17 protein-coding genes and 1 tRNA gene are annotated in these 20,543 nt (G+C 73.4%); 8 read left to right on the top strand and 10 right to left on the bottom strand.

What is annotated here, in order from left to right:
* Nucleotides 1-246: 246 nt before the first annotated feature.
* Both ACIBR0_RS00145 and ACIBR0_RS00140 read right to left on the bottom strand, forming a co-directional pair.
* The gene (locus ACIBR0_RS00145; protein ID WP_396711709.1) at nucleotides 247-1,401 is read right to left on the bottom strand and encodes a hypothetical protein; all 1,155 of its coding nucleotides are present in this window, start codon (nucleotides 1,399-1,401) and stop codon (nucleotides 247-249) included.
* 76 nt (nucleotides 1,402-1,477) lie between these two features.
* Nucleotides 1,478-2,098 carry a response regulator gene (locus tag ACIBR0_RS00140; protein ID WP_357040804.1) on the bottom strand — a complete coding sequence of 207 codons (621 nt, stop codon included), beginning with the start codon at nucleotides 2,096-2,098 and terminating at the stop codon, nucleotides 1,478-1,480.
* Nucleotides 2,099-2,192: 94 nt separating this feature from the next.
* Between ACIBR0_RS00140 and ACIBR0_RS00135 the strand changes: the two genes are divergently transcribed.
* Nucleotides 2,193-2,265 (top strand) — tRNA-Leu (locus tag ACIBR0_RS00135).
* Between the two features lie 296 nt (nucleotides 2,266-2,561).
* Nucleotides 2,562-3,050: a hypothetical protein gene (locus ACIBR0_RS00130; protein ID WP_396711707.1), complete on the top strand. Its 489-nt coding sequence runs from the start codon at nucleotides 2,562-2,564 to the stop codon at nucleotides 3,048-3,050.
* A gap of 225 nt (nucleotides 3,051-3,275) precedes the next feature.
* On the opposite strand, the gene ACIBR0_RS00125 is transcribed toward ACIBR0_RS00130, so the two are convergent.
* Entirely contained in the window at nucleotides 3,276-4,454 is a 1,179-nt protein-coding gene (locus ACIBR0_RS00125; RefSeq protein WP_396711705.1) for a trans-sulfuration enzyme family protein, read from the bottom strand.
* Between the two features lie 82 nt (nucleotides 4,455-4,536).
* Here ACIBR0_RS00125 and ACIBR0_RS00120 point away from each other — a divergent pair, with 82 nt between their 5' ends.
* Both ACIBR0_RS00120 and ACIBR0_RS00115 read left to right on the top strand, forming a co-directional pair.
* A complete protein-coding gene (locus ACIBR0_RS00120; RefSeq protein WP_396711703.1) occupies nucleotides 4,537-5,016 on the top strand; it encodes an Lrp/AsnC family transcriptional regulator in 480 nt (159 codons plus the stop codon).
* Between the two features lie 80 nt (nucleotides 5,017-5,096).
* Nucleotides 5,097-6,107 (top strand): LLM class flavin-dependent oxidoreductase, encoded by a 1,011-nt coding sequence (locus ACIBR0_RS00115; protein WP_396711701.1) that lies wholly within the window; start codon nucleotides 5,097-5,099, stop codon nucleotides 6,105-6,107.
* 200 nt (nucleotides 6,108-6,307) lie between these two features.
* Here ACIBR0_RS00115 and ACIBR0_RS00110 read toward each other — a convergent pair whose 3' ends face one another.
* A complete protein-coding gene (locus tag ACIBR0_RS00110) occupies nucleotides 6,308-8,584 on the bottom strand; it encodes a cellulose binding domain-containing protein (protein ID WP_396711699.1) in 2,277 nt (758 codons plus the stop codon).
* 228 nt (nucleotides 8,585-8,812) lie between these two features.
* Here ACIBR0_RS00110 and ACIBR0_RS00105 point away from each other — a divergent pair, with 228 nt between their 5' ends.
* Entirely contained in the window at nucleotides 8,813-10,225 is a 1,413-nt protein-coding gene (locus ACIBR0_RS00105) for a pyridoxal-dependent decarboxylase (protein ID WP_396711697.1), read from the top strand.
* A 144-nt stretch (nucleotides 10,226-10,369) separates the two neighbouring features.
* Here the strand turns inward: ACIBR0_RS00105 and ACIBR0_RS00100 are convergent, their stop codons facing one another.
* The 5 genes from ACIBR0_RS00100 to ACIBR0_RS00080 form a co-directional block, all read right to left on the bottom strand.
* Nucleotides 10,370-11,326, bottom strand: a complete 957-nt coding sequence (locus ACIBR0_RS00100; protein WP_396711695.1) for a sulfite exporter TauE/SafE family protein — start codon at nucleotides 11,324-11,326, stop codon at nucleotides 10,370-10,372.
* A 148-nt stretch (nucleotides 11,327-11,474) separates the two neighbouring features.
* Nucleotides 11,475-11,945: an RrF2 family transcriptional regulator gene (locus tag ACIBR0_RS00095; RefSeq protein WP_396711693.1), complete on the bottom strand. Its 471-nt coding sequence runs from the start codon at nucleotides 11,943-11,945 to the stop codon at nucleotides 11,475-11,477.
* 80 nt (nucleotides 11,946-12,025) lie between these two features.
* Nucleotides 12,026-12,910, bottom strand: a complete 885-nt coding sequence (locus ACIBR0_RS00090) for an acyl-CoA thioesterase (RefSeq protein ID WP_396711691.1) — start codon at nucleotides 12,908-12,910, stop codon at nucleotides 12,026-12,028.
* A 55-nt stretch (nucleotides 12,911-12,965) separates the two neighbouring features.
* Entirely contained in the window at nucleotides 12,966-14,414 is a 1,449-nt protein-coding gene (pyk, locus tag ACIBR0_RS00085) for a pyruvate kinase (RefSeq protein WP_357033710.1), read from the bottom strand.
* Between the two features lie 230 nt (nucleotides 14,415-14,644).
* Nucleotides 14,645-15,010: a YciI family protein gene (locus tag ACIBR0_RS00080; protein WP_357033708.1), complete on the bottom strand. Its 366-nt coding sequence runs from the start codon at nucleotides 15,008-15,010 to the stop codon at nucleotides 14,645-14,647.
* A 252-nt stretch (nucleotides 15,011-15,262) separates the two neighbouring features.
* Here ACIBR0_RS00080 and ACIBR0_RS00075 point away from each other — a divergent pair, with 252 nt between their 5' ends.
* Both ACIBR0_RS00075 and ACIBR0_RS00070 read left to right on the top strand, forming a co-directional pair.
* Nucleotides 15,263-17,455 carry a SpoIIE family protein phosphatase gene (locus ACIBR0_RS00075; protein ID WP_396711689.1) on the top strand — a complete coding sequence of 731 codons (2,193 nt, stop codon included), beginning with the start codon at nucleotides 15,263-15,265 and terminating at the stop codon, nucleotides 17,453-17,455.
* A gap of 73 nt (nucleotides 17,456-17,528) precedes the next feature.
* Complete coding sequence (locus tag ACIBR0_RS00070) at nucleotides 17,529-18,401, top strand: aldo/keto reductase (protein WP_396711687.1); 873 nt, start codon at nucleotides 17,529-17,531, stop codon at nucleotides 18,399-18,401.
* A gap of 55 nt (nucleotides 18,402-18,456) precedes the next feature.
* On the opposite strand, the gene ACIBR0_RS00065 is transcribed toward ACIBR0_RS00070, so the two are convergent.
* Nucleotides 18,457-19,263, bottom strand: coding sequence for an esterase/lipase family protein (locus ACIBR0_RS00065; protein WP_396711685.1), 807 nt, complete (start codon nucleotides 19,261-19,263; stop codon nucleotides 18,457-18,459).
* Between the two features lie 261 nt (nucleotides 19,264-19,524).
* Between ACIBR0_RS00065 and ACIBR0_RS00060 the strand changes: the two genes are divergently transcribed.
* Nucleotides 19,525-20,508, top strand: coding sequence for a pentapeptide repeat-containing protein (locus ACIBR0_RS00060; RefSeq protein WP_396711684.1), 984 nt, complete (start codon nucleotides 19,525-19,527; stop codon nucleotides 20,506-20,508).
* Nucleotides 20,509-20,543: the final 35 nt, after the last annotated feature.

Raw genomic sequence — 20,543 nt, 5'->3', positions numbered from 1 at the left:
CTCAGTCCCAATGGCCCGAACCACCCGGCGCCTATTGGCCCTTGCAGGATGGACGGACCAGACCGTCGTCGCCGGTCTGGGGCCGGACGTTATCCCACGCCGGAGCTGTGACGTAAGCCCCACGGGAGCGGGTTGACCGAACCGTTACACGGCGTGGCGGCCTGGAAGCGATCACTGTAAGAACCTTCGGCTATGAAGCCTTTTCACCTTTGTTTCGTCGGTAACGAGCCAGGTCTCCCCCGCCCCCTACCGATCGATGCCCGCCAACCCCACTGACCAGGCACGGGACGCCTCGGCGTCGTCAGCCACCAGCAGAAGTCGATCTCCATCCGAAGCGACCGCCACCGCCGTGTCACCGCGGTGCGCCACGGCCGCCGGCATCGCCATCGCCTGCCATGAATGTCCCGAATCGACCGAAAGCCACAGACCGTGATCGGCACCGTTCGCCGTCACGGCCACCAGGCGCGCGCCCGCCGCCGTCAGACCCACCACCGACGGAACCCCCGGACCGGCCACCCCGAACCCACCGGCCCGCCGCCACCCGTCCGGACCGGACCGCCAGGCGGCGAACACACCGCCCGCCGGCCCCACCGCCACCGGACCGTCCGCGGCCACCGCCACGCGCTGCGCCGCGCCCGGCCCGCCCGGCAGCTCCGCCCGCCGCCACGAGCGACCGTCGGGCGACGTCCACGCCAGGGGCACTCCGCCGGCCGCCAGCAACGTGCCCACCGCCAACCACCCCGCCGGTACGCCCACCGCGTCGTACGCCGCCGTTCGCCCACGCCCGTCGCCGGACAGCCCCGGAGCCCCCTCGACGAGGGTGAACGCCGCCGAGTCCGGCGAGACCCACACCACCGCCCCGTCCACCCGCGAGCCGACCACCAACCAGCCGGCCGGACCCGCCGCCATCCGGCCGACGCTCACCGCACGCGGACCACCGAACTGCTCGAACGGCGCCGACACCTCACGCAGCGCGCCGTCCCGCCCCTGCCACCAGGTGCCGGTACGCGGATTGCCGTGCACTCCCCCGCTCTTCGCGCCCACCACGGCGACCCGGTCATCCCGGCACGCCACGGACGAGAACACGTGCTGCTCACCGGAGAAGGTCACCGGCACCGTCGGCAGGCTCGACCACACCGCCCCGTCGCCGACCCAGGCCGCGGGCCGGGTCCCCCCGTCCGCGCCCGAGACGCCACCCACCACGTACCATCGGTCGGCGCAGGCCGCCACGTCGCGCAGCAGCAACCGGCCGGGCGGGCCCGGAGGCGCCGGCAGGCTCAGCGGCACCCACGCCGCACGGACCGGCGGCGGCTGGTCACCGTCCAGCCGGCCCGGACGCGCGCAGCCCGCGAGCAGCGCGACGACCGCACCGAGCACCGCCACCGGACGCCGGCCCCACACGAACGTCGATGCTATGCAAGGAAGGGCCCCCTGTTAACGCCTGGCGTCGTACAGGGGGCCCTTCTCAACCCTCGACTCAGGTGGCCGGACGGGCCACCTCGCCGCCGGCGGTCTCCGCGAGGATCCGCTCGGCGACCTCCTTCATGGTCATCCGGTGGTCCATCGCCGTGCGCTGGATCCACTTGAACGCCTGCGGCTCGGTCATCCCGTACGTGGTCATCAGCGCGCCCTTGGCACGTTCCACCGTCTTGCGGATCTCCAGCCGGTCGTTCAGGCCGGCGACCTCGGCCTCCAGGGCGGCGATCTCCGAGTAGCGGGACAGCGCGATCTCCACCGCCGGGACCAGGTCGCTCTTCTGGAAGGGCTTCACCAGGTACGCCATCGCGCCGGCCGCCCGCGCCCGCTCCACCAGGTCGCGCTGGCTGAACGCGGTCAGGATGATCACCGGGGCGATGCGCGCGCCGGCGATGCGCTCGGCGGCGGCCAGCCCGTCCATGATCGGCATCTTGATGTCGAGAATGACGAGGTCGGGCTTGAGCTCCTCGGCGAGCCGGACGGCGGTCTCACCGTCGCCGGCCTCGCCGACGACCTCGTAGCCCTCCTCGACGAGCATCTCCGCGAGGTCCAGCCGGATGAGCGCCTCGTCCTCGGCGATCAGTACGCGCCTGCGCTCGGCATCCGTCTGCGTCTCGGCCACGAGCCACTCCCACCAGTCTGTGCTCGACACCCGACCGACCGGGTGTCACGACACATAGCCTAGTAGGTAACCTGTTCACGCCGAGAGACCGAAGGCCCCTGTAGTCCAATGGCAGAGACGATGCACTCAAACTGCATAAAGTGTGGGTTCGAATCCCACCGGGGGCACTGAAACTGTCATACAGGCGTTCGAGGATGCCCGTATGCATTCACCCGAGATCCGGGCGAGAGCCCGGTGCGTCTATCTGTCCGGGGCCACGGTGGCCGAGGCCCCCCGTGCCGTCGGGGTCTCCTATCCGACAGTTCGACACTGGTGCAAAGTCCGCCCTGAGCCGACGCAGCAGGCCACCGCACTCCGGTGCTTCCGGTGCCGTCCTGACAACGGCGGGCTCTCCGATCCTGCCCACTACGCCTACCTACTCGGCCTTTACCTGGGCGACGGCCATCTGGTCACCTCGGTCCGCGTGCCGGTGCTGCGGATCTCGTGCAGCAACAGGTGGCCCGACCTGATCGACGCCTGCGACGACGCCATGCGGGCGGTCTTGGCCACCAAGGTCCAACGGGTCCCGCAACAGGGCTGCGTGAGCGTCCAGAGCTCCGGCACGCACTGGCCTTGCCTGTTTCCCCAGCACGGTCCGGGCGAGAAGCACCGGCGACTGATCGTGCTCGCCGACTGGCAACGCGAGATCGTTCAGCGTCATCCTGGCCACTTCCTGCGTGGCCTGTTCCACTCCGACGGTTGCCGCGTCAGCAACCGGGTGACCACCCGAGGCAAGGAGTACGTCTACCCCCGCTACATGTTCACCAACGAGTCGGCCGACATCATGGGCCTGTGCCAGTGGACGCTGGACCTGCTCGGCATCGCCTGGCGGATGAACCGCCGCAACTCCCTGTCGGTGGCCCGCCGGGAGGCCGTCGCCGCCCTCGACCGCCACGTCGGCCCGAAGTCCTGACCCGTGCGCGGCCCGGACCTCCCGTCGACCCCACACCAGTCCGTCCCGGGCGAAGATCCACTCGACGTCATTGATGTCGGGCTGACGACCTGACCCGGACACCCCGGTTTCAACGATGTCGAGTCGATCATGCGCGAAACCCGCTGGTTCGGCCGCGTGCAGGAAAAGGAGACGCCGACGCACGGCCGGTTCGGGGGCCGGCCAGGGATGTCGCCGCGGAACCAGTCAGGCGACGGCGGCGAGTGCCCGTCCCAGGTCGGCCCACAGGTCCTCCGGGTCCTCCAGGCCGACCGAGAGGCGCAGCAGCCCGCCGCCCGGCTTCGCCTCCCCCTGCACCGGCCGGTGGGTCAGCGAGGCGGGGTGCTGGATGAGGGTGTCGACGCCGCCGAGCGACACCGCGTGAGTGATCAACTGGCAGCCGTCGGCGACGGCCGCGGCGGCGGGCGCGCCGCCGCGTACCTCGAAGGCCAGGAGGCTGCCCGGGCCGGACATCTGGCGGCCGACGAGCCCGGCCGGGTCGTGCAGCGACGGGTGGTGGACGCGGGCGACGGCCGGGTGGGCGGCGAGCCGGGCGGCGAGCTTCTCGGCGCCGGCCTGCTGGGCGCGGACCCGGACCGGGAGGGTCTGCAGGCCGCGGTGCAGGAGGTACGCGCCGAGCGGGTGCAGGACGGCCCCGGTGACCGCGCGGACCTGGCGCAGTCGTGCGGCCCAGTCGGTGTCGCAGGCGACGACGCCGGCGAGGACGTCGCCGTGCCCGCCGATGCTCTTGGTGGCGCTGTGCAGGACGAGGGTCGCGCCGTGCCGGGCGGGCCGCTGGAGCACTGGGGTGGCGACGGTGTTGTCGACGAGCAGCGGCACGTCGCCGGCGGCGCGGGCGAGGGCGGCGATGTCGACCAGGTCGAGGGTGGGGTTGGCCGGGGTCTCGGCGATCACGAGGGCGGTGTCGGGGCGGACGGCGGCGGCGACCTCGTCGGCGCGGGCCCAGGTCACGGTGGTGCCGAGCAGGCCGGTGGCGAGGACGTGGTCGGTGCCGCCGTAGAGGGGGCGGACGGCGACGACGTGCCGCTTCCCGTCGCGGGTGGCGGCGAGCAGGGTGGCGGTGAGGGCGGCCATGCCGCTGGCGAAGGCGACCGCCTCGGCGGTGTCCTCCAGCGTGGCGAGCGCCGTCTCGAAGCGGGCCACGGTGGGGTTCCAGAGCCGCTGGTAGACGGCGCTGCTGCCGGGCGGGAGGGTGCCGCCGGTGGCGAGGGTCTCGTACGCGTCGCCGCCGGCGTCGACCGAGGGCAGCGGGTTGGTGGTGGAGAGGTCGATCGGCGGCACGTGGACGCCGAGGGCGGCGAGGTCGTCGCGGCCGGCGTGCACGGCTCGGGTGTCCACGGTCGTCATGACGGAAGGATCGAACATCCGGGGAAATGGGGGCAAGAGACCGGAAGAAGATTCTGAGAATGGCCTGGATGGCGTGGAAGATTCGGTGGAGGATGCCCGCATGCCCCTCGTAGCGAATGATGTGCGGCCGTTTGAGGCCCTCGACGACACCGACCGCGCGATCCTGGCGGAGTTGGCCGTGGACGGCCGCCTGCCGAACAACGCCCTCGCCGAGCGGGTGGGGGTGGCGCCGTCGACCTGCCTGGCGCGGACCCGGGCGCTGCGCGAGTGCGGCGCGATCCGGGGGTTCCACGCGGAGGTGGACCCGGCCGCGCTGGGCCTGCCGTTGCAGGCGCTGGTGTCGGTGCGGTTGACCGCGCACGAACGGGCGGCGGTGGACGCGTTCCGGGCCCGGTCGGTGCGCCTGCCGGGGGTGGTGTCGGTGTTTCACGTGGCCGGGGCGGAGGACTACGTGCTGCATGTGCGGGCGGCCTCGTCGGTGGCGCTGCGCGACTTCGTGCTCGACCACCTCGCCGTGGATCCGGCGGTGCAGCACACGCAGACGAGCTTGATCTTCGAACAGGCCCGCGGCCTCGGCTGAACGCACGCGGAGCGAGGGCGGGAGCGTGGGTTGCGGCACGATCCGGAACAATCCCGGCGGGCAGTGGGTTGGGGTGACGTGTGATCGACGTACCCTTGTCTGTTCTTGATCTTGCTCCGGTCGCGGCCGGAGCGTCCGCCGGTGCGGCCCTGCGGCACACCACCGAGCTGGCCCGGCGCACCGAGGAGCTGGGCTACCACCGGTTCTGGGTGGCCGAGCACCACAACATGCCGGCGATCGCCTCGTCCGCGCCGGCGGTGCTGCTCGCGCACCTGGCCGCACACACGAGCACCATCCGGCTGGGCTCCGGCGGCGTGATGCTGCCCAACCACGCCCCGCTGGTGGTGGCCGAGCAGTTCGGGACCCTCGAGGCGCTGCACCCGGGCCGGATCGATCTGGGGATCGGCCGCGCGCCCGGCACCGACCAGGTGACCGCGCTGGCACTGCGCCGGACGATGGAGGGGCTGTCGGCCGAGGGGTTCCCCCGGGAGCTGGCGGACCTGATGAACTACTTCAGCGGCGACGAGCCGGGGCCGATCACGGCGACGCCGGGTCGCGGCCAGCAGCCGGCGGTCTGGCTGCTCGGCTCCAGCGGGTTCAGTGCCCAACTGGCCGGCCTGCTCGGGCTGCCGTTCTCCTTCGCGCACCACTTCAGCGCGCAGAACACGCTGCCCGCGCTGGCGCTGTACCGGCAGAGCTTCCGGCCGTCGCGCTGGCTCGACGAGCCGTACGCGATGGTCGCGGTCAACGCGGTGTGCGCCGAGACCGACGAGCGGGCCGAGTGGCTGGCCGGCCCGGCGGCGCTGTCGTTCCTGCGGCTGCGCTCCGGGCGGCCGGAGCCGTTGGCCTCGCCCGAGGACGCGGCGGCCTACCCGTACACGGAGATGGAGCGCGAGTTCGTGGCGCAGCGCCGGGAGGGGCAGGCGACCGGGTCGCCGGAGACCGTGGCCCGGCAGCTCGGTGACCTGCTGGCGCGTACCGGCGCGGACGAGCTGATGCTCACCACGCTCGTGTACGACCTGGAGGACCGGGTGCGCTCGTTCGAGCTGATCGCCGAGAAGGTGGCGGGTGGCCTGCGCCGGACGGTCTGAAACACGATCTTCACGTCGGTGTCACCCTGCCGACCCGGACGGCGCATAGCTTTGTATCCGGTGGTGGTACGGCATTCCCGGTCGGGACGGGTCGGGGATGCCGCGGTGTGGCGCACCGGGCCGGAGCTGTGCGGATTCCGCGGCTGCGGCCCGGTGCCTCACCGTAGGCGACCCCTACCGGGAGACGCCAGGGTCTCCGCTCAGCGGAGGTGGATGCGCGGCGTGGGCGCGGCGGCCATTCCGGCACCGATGAAGAACCCCGGGTGCGGGGGCTGGTTGTAGGCGGTGTTCTGCCAGGCGACCGCCACCCGGTACTGCGGGTCGTGCATCAGGGTGTGGATCCGCGTGGTGGTCGGCGTCGGGGTGCTGTAGATCCGCAGGGCCCGGCTGTCGCTGGTCCGCCACACGACCTCCTCCCGCCAGTCGCCGAGGATGTCCGCCGACAGCGCCGGGGTGGACTTGGTGCCGTTGCCGGACGCGACCCCGCTGCCGGTGAGCAGGCGGGTGTCGCCGGCGGTGCCGTACTTGTCGATCCGGGTGCCGTCGAGCAGTTCCCGGACCGGGTCACCGTCCCACCAGGCGAGGAAGTTGGACGACGAGGGGTTGCGACCGAGGTTCGCGCCGCTGGTGCTGTACAGGTTGCCCATCTGGTTGCCCGCGCCCCAGAACTCGGCGCCGGGGCTGCCGGCCCAGATGTCGGCGGCCACACCCCGGCCGGGTCCCTCGGTGCCGCCGTTGTTCGGCCGCTGCCAGATCACCTGTCCGGTCCGGGCGTCGTGCACGTCGGCGGCGGGTTGGTTGCCGGACTCGTGGATGGTGAAGACCTCCAGCCCGGTACGGCCCGGGATCAGGTCGCCCACGTGCAGGGCGTCACCGTGGCCGAAGCCGGTGGCGTACAGGAGCCGGCCGGTGTCGTCGATGGTGGCCGAGCCGTACACGATCTCCTGCCGGCCGTCGGCGTCGACGTCGGCGACGGAGAGGCTGTGGTTGCCCTGGCCGGCGGCGGCGCCGTTGCCGGAGGCGTTGGAGTCGAACGTCCACCGCCTGCGCAGGGTGCCGTCGCGGAAGTCCCAGGCGGCGATCACCGCCCGGGTGTAGTAGCCGCGCGCCATGATCAGGCTGGGGCGCTGCCCGTCGAGGTAGGCGGTGCCGGCGAGGAACCGGTCGACACGGTTGCCGTAGCCGTCCCCCCAGGAGGAGACGGTCCCGCGTGGAGGGTCGTAGCTGACGGTGGACAGGGCGGCGCCGGTGCGGCCGTCGAACATGGTCAGGTACTCGGGACCGGCGAGGACGTAGCCGGAGGAGTTTCGGTGGTCGGCCGAGGAACTGCCGATGACCTGGCCGGTGCCGGAGCGGGTGCCGTCGGCGGTCTTCATGGCCACCTCGGCGTCGCCGTCGCCGTCGTAGTCGTACACCTGGAACTGGGTGTAGTGGGCGCCGGCGCGGATGTTGCGGCCGAGGTCGATCCGCCACAGCCGGGTGCCGGTCAGGGTGTACGCGTCGACGAGGACGGTGCCGGTGTAGCCGCTCTGCGAGTTGTCCTTGGCGTTCGACGGCTCCCACTTGAGGACGAACTCGTACCGGCCGTCGCCGTCGAGGTCACCGACGCTGGCGTCGTTGGCGGAGTACGTGTACGCCTCGCCGCTCGGCGTGGTGCCGCCGGGCGGCACCTGGAGCGGCACGTCGAGGTAGCCGGCCGGGAACGGGAGCGCGGGCGCCGAGGGGGCCTGTTCCGCGCCGCCCACCACGGCCCGCACGGTGTACGCGGCGCCGGTCGCCGCGCCGCCGTCGAGGTAGCTGGTGGCGCCGGTGAGGGGACTGGCGTTGACCTTCGTGGAGCCCCGGTAGAGGTTGAAGGAGACACCGGTGGTCTCGGTGCCGAGCAGGCGCCAGGAGACCAGGTTGCCGTCGCCGGACCGGACGCTGACGAGGCCCCGGTCGAGGTCCTCCATCTGGACACTGCCCGGCGGTGGGGTGGTCGGCGGGGGCGTGGTCGGTGGCGGGGGCGTCGGGGGCGGGGTCGTGGGTGGGGGCGCGGTGGTCGGGCCGCCGGTGGGCACCGTGCCGGTGCAGGCGGTGCCGTTGAGCGCGAAGCCGGCCGGCGCCGGATTGCTGGCGCCGGTCCAGGAGCCGTTGAAGCCGAACGACGTACTGCCGTTGGTGGGGATCGCGGCGTTGTAGCCGACGTCGCGCGCGGTCACCTGTGCGCCGGACTGGGTGACGGTGGCGTTCCAGGCCTGGGTGACCTGCTGGCCGGCGGCCCAGGACCAGGTCACCGTCCAGCCGGTGACCGGATCGCCGAGGTTGGTGACGGCGACGGTGGCGCCGAAGCCGCCCTGCCACTGGTTGGTGACCTGGTAGTCGACGCGGCAGCCGGCGGCAGCCGCCGAGGCCGCCACCGTGGCGACCGCGCCGGCGGTGAGGGTCGCCGCCGTCGCTGCGGCGAGCAGCGCGAGGCGACGCGGGGAGACGGACATGGGTGTCCTCCGCAGGAGGTGGGGACGCGCGGCGGCCCGGGGTCGTCCGGCCTGCCCGGGCCGGCGGAGGGGCGTACCGCGCTGACGGCGGTGATGGTCCGACGCGCGTGGTCAGCGTCGGCGAAGCAGGCTCTGCGCCCCTCGGATGCTAAGGCAAGCGCTTTCTCGACACAATGCGCCCAGCCCCACGGCTTGCCTCGCGGCCCGTTTGTTGATCGACTCGTCGTCGTGGCCGAGCACATGACCCCGGAGGAGTTCCGCCGCGCGGGGTACGCCGTGGTGGACTGGATCGCCGACTACTGGACGACGCTCGGGCAGCGCCCGGTGACGTCGCCGGAGCCGCCCGGCGCGCTGGCCGCCGACCTGCCGGCCGGCCCGCCGGAGCGGGGCGAGCCCGTCGACGCCGTGCTCGCCGACCTGGACGCGCTGATCACGCCGCGGCTGACCCACTGGCAGCATCCCGGCTTCTTCGGCTACTTCCCCGCCAACACCTCCGGCCCGAGCGTGCTCGGCGACCTGGTCAGCTCCGGGCTCGGCGTGCAGGGCATGCTCTGGGCCACCGGCCCGGCCTGCACCGAGCTGGAGACGGCGATGCTGGACTGGCTCGCCGACCTGATGGACCTACCGGAGCGGTTCCGCTCCACCTCCTCCGGCGGCGGCGTCATCCAGGACTCCGCCTCCTCGGCGACGCTGGTGGCCACCCTCGCCGCGCTGCACCGGGCCGGCGGGGGCCGCTGGCGGGAGGTCGGGGTCGACCGGCGGTACCGGGCGTACACCTCCGTCCACGGGCACTCCTCGATCGACAAGGCGGTCCGGATCGCCGGTCTGGGCACCGACGGCGTACGGCCGATCGGGGTGGACCCGGAGACCCAGGCGATGCGACCGGAGGCGCTGCGCGCGGCCATCGAGGCCGACCGGGCCACCGGGGACGTCCCCGCGATCGTGGTCGCCACGATCGGCACCACCTCCACCACCGCCGTCGACCCGCTGCCGGAGATCGGGCGGATCTGTGCCGAGTACGGGGTCTGGCTGCACGTCGACGCCGCGTACGCGGGTGCGGCGGCGGTCTGCCCGGAGCTGCGCTGGTCGCACGCGGGAGTCGAGTACGCCGACTCGTACTGCTTCGATCCGCACAAGTGGCTGCTGACCGGCTTCGACTGCGACGCGTTCTGGGTGGCCGACCGGGGTGAGCTGATCGAGGCGCTGACGGTGCTGCCGGAGTTCCTGCGCAACGCCGCCAGCGAGTCCGGCGCGGTGATCGACTACCGGGACTGGCAGGTGCCGCTGGGCCGCCGGTTCCGGGCGTTGAAGCTGTGGTTCGTGCTGCGCTGGTACGGCGTCGAGGGGCTGCGTGCGCACGTCCGCTCCGGGGTGGCGCTCGCGGCGCGCTTCGCCGACCGGGTCCGCGCCGACGACCGGTTCGAACTGGCCGCGCCGCACCCGTTCTCGCTGGTGTGCTTCCGGCTGCGCGCCGACGACGCGGCCAACGCGGACCTGCTGGCCCGGGTGAACGCGACCGGTCGGGTACACCTGACGCACACCCGCGTCGACGGCCGGTACACGCTGCGCCTGGCGGTCGGCTCCCCCCAGACAACCGCAACCCACGTCGACGAGGCCTGGCACCTACTCAGCACCCTCTAAAACCACCCCACCCCCCACCCCCCCGGCCCCACCCACCCACCAGACCCCGTTGATCAAGAGGTTTGCGTCACCACGGAGGCTCTCGCTGACGCAAACCTCTTGATCAACCCGGAGGGGGGTGGGGGGTGGGGGGTGGGTGGGGGGTCAGTGGTCCGTGGCGCCGGCTGTGGCGGGGGTGCGGTCGCCGGGGGTGTCGAGTGTGGTGGTGGGCTCGGCCAGGGCGGTCGCGGCGGTGGCGCGGGCCCGGCGGGTGCGGCGCAGTGCCCGTACGGCGAGGGTCAGGGCGACGATCCAGCCGGCGGCCAGCAGCACGTAGACGATCGGCGGGACGGCGCCGCCCAGGTCGGCGGAGCGCATCAGGACCCGGGCGTTGGTCAGCACGATGACGCCGCCGATCGCGGCGCCGAGCAGTTGCGCGGGGACGATCCGGACCAGCCAGGCAGCCACCGGCGCGGCGATCAGGCCGCCGACGAGCAGCGCCCCCACCATCGGCAGCAGGAAGCCCTCCGAGCCGAGACCGATGAGGAAACCGACGCTGGCCGCCCCGGCGACGAGGAACTCGGAGGTGTCCACCGAGCCGATCACCCGGCGAGGCTCCATCCGGCCGCTGACCAGCAGCGCCGGGGTGGCGACCGGACCCCATCCGCCGCCGCCGGTGGCGTCGATGAAGCCGGCGACCAGACCCAGCGGGCCGAGGAAGCGCGAGCGCAGCCGGCCACCGCGCCGGTCGGTGCGCAACGGCCGGGAGAAACGCACCAGCAGGTACGCCCCGAGGGTGAACAGGATGCCGGCCATCCACGGCGCGGCGGCGGCGGTGGAGATCGAGCTGAGGAACGTGGCGCCGGCGAACGCGCCGAGCGCGCCGGGAACGGCGATGCGGCTGACGACGCGCCAGTCGACGTTGCCGAACCGCCAGTGCGCCACACCGGCGGCGAGCGTGGTGCCCATCTCGGCGAGGTGCACCGAGGCGGAGGCCGCCGCCGGGGCGACCCCGACGAGGAGGAGCAGTGTGGACGACGTCAACCCGTACGCCATGCCCAGCGCACCGTCGACCAGCTGCGCGGCGAGGCCGACCAGCGCGAGGACCAGCAGCTTGCGCACGGGCGCCCCCTGACTTGTAGGTATCTCCTATCGACTTGGTCGACAATGCGGGAAAGAGCGCTCCGGGTCAAGTGGCTGTTCGGTCGATGGGACGGCACCTGCGTCCGGCCGGACGGTCCTGCCGTCGCGCCGGCGACCGGCGCGTGGATCAGGTCCAGGCGCCGGGATCGGCGACCAGTTCCGTCACGCGCGGAGGCAGCGTGCCCGCCACCACGTCGGCGACGGTGACGAGGTCGAGGATCTGGCGCTCGCTGGCCCGCAGGGCGATCCAGACGTCCTGGAGGGCCCGCGCCGCCCCCTGGTAGCCCAACTGTTCGGGCCGCTGACCCCGCACGTGCGCCAGCGGTCCGTCGATCACCCGGATCACCTCGGCGAGGGAGATCTCCTCCGCCGGCCGGGCCAGCCAGTAGCCGCCTTCGGGACCGCGCTGGGCGTGCACGACGCCGCCCCGACGCAGTTGCAGCAGGATGCTCTCCAGGAACTTCGGCGGGATCTCCTGCGCCCGGGCGATCTGCTCGGCGGTCACCGGCCGGCCGCGCCCGGGGGCGGCGCCACCGGTCACCGAGGCCAACTCGGCGACCGCTCGGAGGGCGTAGTCGACCCGGGCGGAGAGGCGCATGCCGGACAGGTTAGCCCCCTGAGCGCTCCGCCCGGCCGATCACCCCTCGGCCGATCGGCCACGATGAGGTGCCGGCCGGCTCAGACGCCGACGCGGCGCAGCAGTCCCTCCTGCACGGCGGTGGCGATGTTCCGACCGTCGGTGGTGAACATCCGGCCGGTGGCCAGCCCTCGCGCGCCGGAGGCGGACGGGCTCCAGCAGTCGTAGAGGAACCACTCGTCGGCGCGGAACGACCGGTGGAACCACAGCGCGTGGTCGAGGCTCGCGCCGACCACGCCGCCGGGGCCCCAGACCTCGCCGTGCACGGAGAGCACCGAGTCGAGCAGGGTCAGGTCGGAGGCGTACGCCAGGGCGCAGGCGTGCAGCAGCGGATCGTCGGGGAGCTTCCCGTCGATGCGCATCCAGACCCTCTGGTGCGGGTCGGCGGGGCGGTCGCCGGGGCGTACCCAGCCGGGCTCGCCGATGTAGCGGACGTCGATCGGGCGGGGGATCTGCCCCCAGATGCCGAGCCGCTCCGGGTACCGGGCGAGCCGGTCGGCCATGGTCGGGACCTCGTCCGGTCCGGGCACGTCCGGCGGGGTGGGCGCGTGGTGGTCCAGCCCCTCCTCGACACGCTGGAACGACGCCGACATGAAGAAGATCGGCTTGTCGTGCTGGAGCGCCACCGCGCGGCGGACCGAGAAGGAACGACCGTCGCGGATGTTCTCCACCTGGTACTCGATCGGTTCGACCGGGTCGCCGGGGCGCACGAAGTAGCCGTGCAGGGAGTGCACGAAGCGCTCCTGGTCGACGGTGCGGCCGGCGGCGACCAGGGCCTGGCCGGCGACCTGGCCGCCGTACACCCGCTGCGGCCCGACCGGCGGGCTCATGCCCCGGAAGGACATGTCGCCGGTCGGCTCCAGGTCGAGGACCTCCAGGAGCTGGTCGACCGCGGCCTGGCCCGTCGCGGCCCGACCGCCGGTCACTGCGATGTCTCCGTTCGCGACTGCGGGGCTCGCAACCCCGGCTCACTCCTCGCGCTCACTGAAGCGCCCGCGCCGAGGCCGCGTCCACCAGCGAACCCAGCTGGTGTACGCGCAGCGTGTTGGTGGAGCCGGGGGTGCCGGGCGGGCTGCCCGCGACGATGACCACGTAGTCGCCGGGGTTGGCCCGGTTGAGACCGAGCAGCGCCTCGTCGACCTGCCGGAACATGTCGTCGGTGTGCTCCACGAACGGCATGTGGAAGGTCTCCACGCCCCACGACAGCGCGAGCTGGTTGCGGACCTCCGGCACCGGGGTGAAGGCGAGCAGCGGCAGGTCGCAGTGCAGTCGGGACAGCCGTCGGACGGTGTCGCCGGTCTGCGAGAAGGCGACCAGGGCCTTGGCGCCGATGGCCCGGGCGATCGAGGAGGCGGCGACGGTCAGCGCTCCACCGTGCGTACGCGGGTCGTGCTGGAGCCGGGGCACACCGATCGAGCCGGACTCGGTGGTGGTGACGATCTTCGCCATGGTGCTGACGGTGAGCACCGGGTACTTGCCGACGCTGGTCTCGCCGGAGAGCATCACCGCGTCCGCGCCGTCGAGCACGGCGTTGGCCACGTCGGAGGCCTCGGCGCGGGTCGGCCGCGAGTTCTCGATCATCGAGTCGAGCATCTGGGTGGCCACGATGACCGGCTTGGCGTTCTCGCGGCACAGCTGCACGGCCCGCTTCTGCACCAGCGGCACCTGGTCCAGCGGAAGCTCCACGCCGAGATCGCCCCGGGCGACCATGACCCCGTCGAAGGCGAGCACGATCGCCTCCAGGTGGTCCACCGCCTCGGGCTTCTCCACCTTGGCGAGGACCGGGCGGTGCACGCCCTCCTCCGCCATGATCGTGTGGACGAGCTTGATGTCCTCGGCGGACCGGACGAAGGACAGCGCGACGAGGTCGACGCCGAGACCGAGGGCGAAGCGCAGGTCCTCGGCGTCCTTGTCGGACATGGCGGGAACGCTGACGGCCACGTTGGGCAGCGAGACGCCCTTGTTGTTGGAGACCGGGCCGCCCTCGGTGACCAGGCAGCGGATGTCGTTGCCGGTGACGTCGGTGACCTCCACGGCGACCCGACCGTCGTCGATCAGCAGGCGGTCGCCGGGCTTCACCTCCTGGGGCAGCTTCCGGTACGTGCAGGAGACGCGGTCCCGGGTGCCGAGGACCTCGTCGCCGGTGATCACGACCGAGTCGCCCGTACGCCACTCGTGCGGGCCGTCGGCGAAACGCCCGAGCCGGATCTTCGGGCCCTGCAGGTCGGCGAGGACGGCCACCGGCCGGCCGGACGCGTCGGCAGCCTCGCGGACGAGGCGGTAGACAGCCTCGTGGTCTGCGTGGTCGCCGTGGCTGAAGTTGAGCCTCGCCACGTTCATGCCGGCCTCGACGAGGCCGCGGATGCGCTCGGGCGACGAGGTGGCGGGGCCGAGGGTGCAGACGATCTTCGCGCGGCGTGTCACGCCCATCAGGCTAGTCTCTCCTTCGGGCCGGACTGCGGGCCGACCCCCTCGCGGACTGCGAACGTTTGTCCAACGACGCGCGAACGCGCGTGACCGGCGGCGGCAGATCCGCACGGGACGTTGTGACGGCGGGCATCGGCGACCGCGCGCCGGGAATCGTACCGTCCGGTGTCACCAGTCTCCGAGGGCGTCCGTGCCCGGCGTGCGCGCGACCGGCGGATTCCCACCGTGACCGGTCAGGTCTGCGCCCGGACGAGGGGGAACTCCAGGGAGCCGGCCGGGCAGAGGAAGGTCATCACGTCGACCTTGTAGAGGCCGGCCTGCACGGCGGGGTCGGCCTCCATCACGCTGCGGACGTCGTCGACGGAGCCGGTGCGGGCCAGGCCGAACCCCAGGGGCGGGTCCGGCTCGCGGGCCGGGCCGTCGACGGCGCCGTCGACCAGGATGATCCCCCGCCGTTGAAGCGCCTGCATGTGCGCGAGGTGCTCGGCCTGGAGCCGCTGGACCGTCTCCGCCGGCAGCGCCCGCCCGGACGGCCCGGGGTAGAGCACGATGCACTCGTACGTGTCGAGCGCGAAGTCGACCTGTGGCGTTCCCGACATGGACGCTCCCTCCCGGCGGTCGCGCCGCCGGACGGCCGACCCGGGGTCGGCGCCGACCGGGCCGGTGCGGCCCGTGACGAGCGGCGTGGGCACAGCGTCCCACGGCCCGGGCCCCGGCACGGCCGCTCCGCCCAACTCCGCGCCGATGTCCACCGGGTTGGCACCTGGCTGATCCGTTTCGGCCGGGCCCGCGCCGGATCAGGCAAGATCGAAGACGGTCGTGGAACGGCCCGCGCTGGTACTTTCCGTCTGATGGCTGATCGCGCGGCGCCGAGCGGAGGGCCCGGGGTGACCGACGACCCCTTCCCGGTCACGCCGGCCGACGACGCCGGCTGGCGCCAGGTGCTCGCCGACGGCGGGGAGACCGGTGCGCGGATCGACGCCCGGGACTGGTCGACCACCCCGCTGGGCCCGCTGGACGACTGGCCGCAGAGCCTGCGGACGGCCCTGACGCTCTGCCTCCACTCCCCCGCCCCCATGCTGCTGTGGTGGGGCGAGCAGCGGGTGGTGCTGCACAACGACGCGTACGCTCCCCTGCTCGGCGCGTCCGGGGCCGACGCCCTCGGCCGGCCCGGCGCGCTGGTGTGGCCGGAGCGGTGGGACATCCTCGGCCCCCTGCTCGACGGGGTGCTGGCCGGGAAACCGACCACCGCGGAGGGACCCGCGCTCCCGGCCGCCGACGACGGGCCGTCCGCGGTGACCTGCTCGTACGTCCCGGTGCTCGACGAGTCGGGGCGGCCGGGCGGTGTGCTCACCCAGGTTGTCACCGTCTCGACCGCGGACGATGACAACCTGACGGCGGTCGCCCGGGACGGCGGCGACCGGCAGCGGGTGCTGCGGCAGGCGGAGGCGTTGTCCCGGCTGGCCGGCGGGCTGAGCACCGCGCAGGACCGTCCGGCGATCGTCGAGGTGGTGCTGCGTACCGTCCCGGCGGTCTTCGACGGCGCCACCGCGCGGGTCGCGACCGCCGCGCCGGGTGAGCCGGCCCTGCGGGTCGCCGCCGGCCCGGGGGCCGGGCCCGCGGTGGACCTCGACCTGGACGCCGACGTGCCGCTGGCGCGGGCGGTCCGGCAGAACAGGGTCGTCCGGGACGGTACGGCCGTGTGCGTGCCGCTGCGGTACGGCGACGGCGGGGCGTTCGGGGCGCTGGAGGTGCGCTGGTCCGGGCCGGTGGTCGACGGCGGTCGTCCGCAGGGGCTGCTGGACACGGTGGCCGGGCTGTGCGGCCAGGCGTTGCAGCGGGCCGAGCTGGCCGACTCGGCGCAGGCCATGGCCGCGTTCGCCGCCCGGCTGAGCGTGACCCGGTCGACGGCCGAGGCGATCGAGGTGATCCTCACCGCGGCGCCGGTCGCGGTCGGCGCGGTGCTGCCCGGCCTGGCGATGCGGGAGGAGGGGCGTCGGGTCCGGCTCTGGTACAACGGTGTGCCGTCCAGCCTGTCGGCGACCTTCGCCGACCTCACCATCGACGATCCCCGGCCGATCGCCACCGCGCTGCGCACCGGCGAGCGCATCGTCCTCACCGACCGGGCGGAGTTCGTTCGGCGTTTTCCCGGGCTGCCCGACCCGGTGGGGCGGCACGGGCTGGTGACCACGGTCGCGTTGCCGCTGCTGGACGCACGGCGCCGGCCGATCGCCGCCCTGGGCTTCGGGTGGCGGCGGCAGCGGCCCCTGCGCGAGGGCGACCTGGCGCTGCTGGACACCGTCGCCGACCTGTGCGAGCAGACCCTGGAGCGGGTCCGGCTGGCCGCCGCCGAGCACAACCTGGTCACCCGTCTGGCGGGGCGGCTGCGCGCGTCGAACCGGTCCACGCCGGCGGGGTTGCGGGTGGCCACCCGGTACACGCCGGCGATGAGCGGGCTGCACCTGGGCGGCGACTGGCACGACCTGGTCGACCTCGACGGTGACGGCCTGGCGGTGGTGGTCGGTGACGTGGTCGGGCACCGGGTCGAGGCGGCCGCGGACATGGCCCAGATCCGTACGGTGGTCAACACGCTGATCCGGCTCGGGGTGCCGCTGGGCGAGGTGTTCCCCCGGTTGACCGACCTGCTCGGGGTGGGCTTCCTCGGTACCTGCCTGGCGATGACGGTCGACCCGGTGGCGGGCCGGGTCAGCGTGGCCCGGGTGGGGCATCCGCACCCGGTGCTGGTGCGCCCGGGACGGCCACCGGAGCGGGTGCACACCGCCAACGCCCTGCCGTTGGGGCTGGTCCGCGAGCCGGTGCCCGTCACGACCCTGCCGTTCGGCGTGGGCGACCTGCTCGTGGCGTACACCGACGGGCTGGTGGAGCGGCGCAACCAGGCGTACGACGAGGGGGTGGCGGCGCTGCACGCGGTGGTCGACGCCCACCGCGACGCGCCGGTGGAGGCGATCGCCGACGCGGTGATGGCCGAGTTGGCCGGCTCCGAGGACGACCAGGCCCTGGTGGTCATCCGGCACGTGGGCTGAGCGCCAGCGCCGGAGCGCGTACCTGGCTAGATTGGCCGCGGAGGACCACCGACAGGAATGAGGACACCAGGCGATGGCAGTCGACGCCGGCAAGCAACCCGCGAAGGCCTCCGGGACGTACCGGATCGGCGGCGACCTGCGGGTCGACCGGCTCGGGTACGGGGCCATGCAGATCACCGGTCCCGGGGTGTGGGGCGACCCGAAGGACCCGGCCGAGGCGGTACGGGTCCTGCGTCGGGCGGTCGAGCTGGGCGTGACCTTCATCGACACCGCCGACTCGTACGGGCCCTTCGTCAGCGAGATGCTGATCAAGGAGGCTCTCCACCCGTACGCCGACGACATCGTCATCGCGACCAAGGCCGGCCTGACCCGCTCGGGCCCGGGTGACTGGCGGCCGGTGGGTCGCCCGGAGTACCTGCGTCAGCAGTGCGAGCTGAGCCTGCGCCACCTCGGCCTCGACACCATCGGGCTCTACCAGCTGCACCGGATCGACCCGCAGGTGCCGCTGGCCGACCAGCTCGACGAGCTGGCGCTGCTCCAGCAGGAGGGCAAGATCCGGCACATCGGCCTGTCCGAGGTGTCCGTGGACGAGATCGAGGCCGCCCGGAAGATCACCCCGATCGTGTCCGTGCAGAACCTCTACAACCTCGCCGACCGCAGCGCCGAGGACGTCGTCGACCACTGCGAGCGCACCGACCTCGCGTTCATCCCGTGGTTCCCGATCGCCACCGGCAACCTGGCCCGGCCGGGCGGCCCGCTGGACGCCATCAGCACCGAGCACGGCGCGACGCCCGCGCAGCTCGCCCTGGCGTGGCTGCTGCGCCGCTCGCCGGTCATGCTCCCCATCCCGGGCACGTCGTCGGTGGCGCACCTGGAGGAGAACGTGGCCGCCGCCGAGGTGGAGCTGACCGACTCCGAGTACGAGGCGCTCTCCCGGGCCGCCTGATCCTGGTCACAGGGCGGGCGGCCGGCACCATGCCGGCCGCCCGCTGACGATCGCCTCAGAGGGCGAAGCAGTTCGGTCGGATCGTGGAGTCGGCGAGCGCCTGCCGGACCACGCTGTACGTGGTGCCGTCGAGCACCAGCCCGAGGTGTCCGACAATCCGCAGCGGGCACCACGACTGGATCAGCACGTTTGTCGCGCCGTCCGCGAGCGAGGCGTTGCCCACCGGCCGGACCAGCTCGTCCTGGAGGGTGCGCACGGCCGTGTACCGCACCGCGCCCGGCGTGTCGTCGCCGGAGTTGAGGTCGGCGAGGAAGGCCGAACCGATCGTCATCTGCTGGCAGGCGACGATGCCCACGCAGCTGCCCAGGCCGAGGAACGCCACCAGGTTGGCGACGTAGGTGCCGTACTGCGGGGAGCCGAGGCTGACGTAGCGGCCGACGGAGCCGGTGCCGCCGAGCCGTTTGAGGTAGTACCGCGACACCAGTCCGCCCTCGGAGTGCGCGACCACGTCCACCGTGGCGGCACCGGTCGCGGCGCGCACCTGGCCGACGTACGTGGCGAGGGCGCGGGCGGAGGTGGGGATGTCACCGAGCCCGAGGTTGGGCAACTGGTAGATCCACACCCGGTAGCCGTCGGCCCGCAGCCGTGCGGCGAGGGGCTCGTAGACGGCGGCGATGCCGCTGAGCCCGCCGACCACGATCACGGTACGTCCGGCGGCGGCGGTCTGGACGGTCGCCGCGGGGTCGGCCTGGACGGCCGCGGCGGGGTCGGGCGGTGCGGGGGCCGCGACGGCGGTGGAAGGGACGAGCAGGATGGCGAGGGCCGCGAGGGTGGCGGCGACGGCGGTCTTTCGGAGCAGCATGGCTGCACCTCCGGTGGGAGGTACCCGGCGAGCCGGGAGTGGTGGGTGGGGTGTCCGATCGACCGGTGCGACGATGATGCGGGTAACAATCCGGAAACGTCAATGGAAAGTTACGCGCGGGTAACCCGTTGTCCCACCGGGGGCGCAAACCGGCATTTCGCACGCGGCCGGTCCACTGAGGAGATTGGTCGACACCGGACGGCCTTGTGCGGCAACGGATCGGGACCCCGGCGGGCGTGCGCCGGTGGCATGCTGTGGACCGTGCAGGGGACTCCGCCATCCGACCGGCAGCTCCGGGTGATGCCGTGGTGGCTCGTCCTGATCGGGCTGCTGCTCGCCGCCGCGCTCGGCTGGTGGGTGCTCGACTGGCTCCTCGGTGAGGCCGACCGGGCCGCCCAGCCGGACACCCGCGCCACACTGCGCATCGACGCCATCCGCACCGGGTTGACCGTGGTCGCCGGCACCGGCGGCGGCCTCGCGCTGCTGCTCGCCGCGCGCCGGCAGTGGATCAGCGAACGGGCGCAACGTCACCAGGAGGCCGTCGCCGCCCACGACCAGGCGCACCGGGAACGCGTACAGGCACACGCCGAGTCGGTCGCCGAGGCCGGCCAGCGGCACCAGGAGCAGCAGGCCGCCGCCGCCGAGCACGACGCCGCCGAGCGCCGGCTCACCGAGCTCTACACCCGGGCCGTGGAGCTGCTCGGCAACGACAACGCCGCCGTACGCCTGGGCGGCCTGCACGCCCTGGAGCGGCTCGGGCAGGACAACCCGGCGCAGCGTACGACGATCGTGGCGGTGCTCTGCGCGTACCTGCGGATGACGCCGCCGGACGACGACGCGCGCGAGACGGAGGTCCGGCGCACCGCGCAGCGGGTCCTGACCCGGCACCTGCGGGCGGACGGCGACGGATGGTGGCCCGGGGTGACCCTGGACCTCACCGGGGCCCGGCTGGACGGCTTCGACGCCAGCGGTTACACCTTCCGGCAGGCCCGGTTCGCCGACATGGCGCTGTTCCGCTGGACCGAGTTCGGCGGGGAGACGTGGTTCGAGCGGACCCGCTTCGAGGGCGCGGCGAACTTCGGGCGGGCCCGGTTCGGTGGTCCGGTCAGCTTCGCGGGGGCGACGTTCGCCCGCACGCTCCTGGTGGACCAGGCGCGGGCGGTGGCGGGGGCGTCGCACGCCTGGCCGGAGGGAGTGACCCCGGAGCGGCTCGACGACGACTGGCTGCTGCTGACCGACCGCTGACGACGCCCACCGCGGTAGGGCCCAGGTGCGGGCGT

Origin of the sequence: Micromonospora sp. NPDC049497, assembly GCF_044465805.1 — a bacterium.
Lineage (GTDB): Bacteria > Actinomycetota > Actinomycetes > Mycobacteriales > Micromonosporaceae > Micromonospora.
The sequence above is the reverse complement of the archived record's forward strand: the minus strand, read 5'-3'. Positions and strand labels throughout refer to the sequence as shown.

Excerpts from the sequence above, each read along its gene's own strand:
- ACIBR0_RS00125 (WP_396711705.1), bottom strand. The coding sequence starts at position 4,454 with ATGTTCGATCCTTCCGTCATGACGACCGTGGACACCCGAGCCGTGCAC.
- ACIBR0_RS00120 (WP_396711703.1), top strand. The coding sequence starts at position 4,537 with ATGCCCCTCGTAGCGAATGATGTGCGGCCGTTTGAGGCCCTCGACGAC.
- ACIBR0_RS00110 (WP_396711699.1), bottom strand. The coding sequence starts at position 8,584 with ATGTCCGTCTCCCCGCGTCGCCTCGCGCTGCTCGCCGCAGCGACGGCG.
- ACIBR0_RS00095 (WP_396711693.1), bottom strand. The coding sequence starts at position 11,945 with ATGCGCCTCTCCGCCCGGGTCGACTACGCCCTCCGAGCGGTCGCCGAG.
- pyk (WP_357033710.1), bottom strand. The coding sequence starts at position 14,414 with ATGGGCGTGACACGCCGCGCGAAGATCGTCTGCACCCTCGGCCCCGCC.
- ACIBR0_RS00080 (WP_357033708.1), bottom strand. The coding sequence starts at position 15,010 with ATGTCGGGAACGCCACAGGTCGACTTCGCGCTCGACACGTACGAGTGC.
- ACIBR0_RS00075 (WP_396711689.1), top strand. The coding sequence starts at position 15,263 with ATGGCTGATCGCGCGGCGCCGAGCGGAGGGCCCGGGGTGACCGACGAC.
- ACIBR0_RS00070 (WP_396711687.1), top strand. The coding sequence starts at position 17,529 with ATGGCAGTCGACGCCGGCAAGCAACCCGCGAAGGCCTCCGGGACGTAC.
- ACIBR0_RS00065 (WP_396711685.1), bottom strand. The coding sequence starts at position 19,263 with ATGCTGCTCCGAAAGACCGCCGTCGCCGCCACCCTCGCGGCCCTCGCC.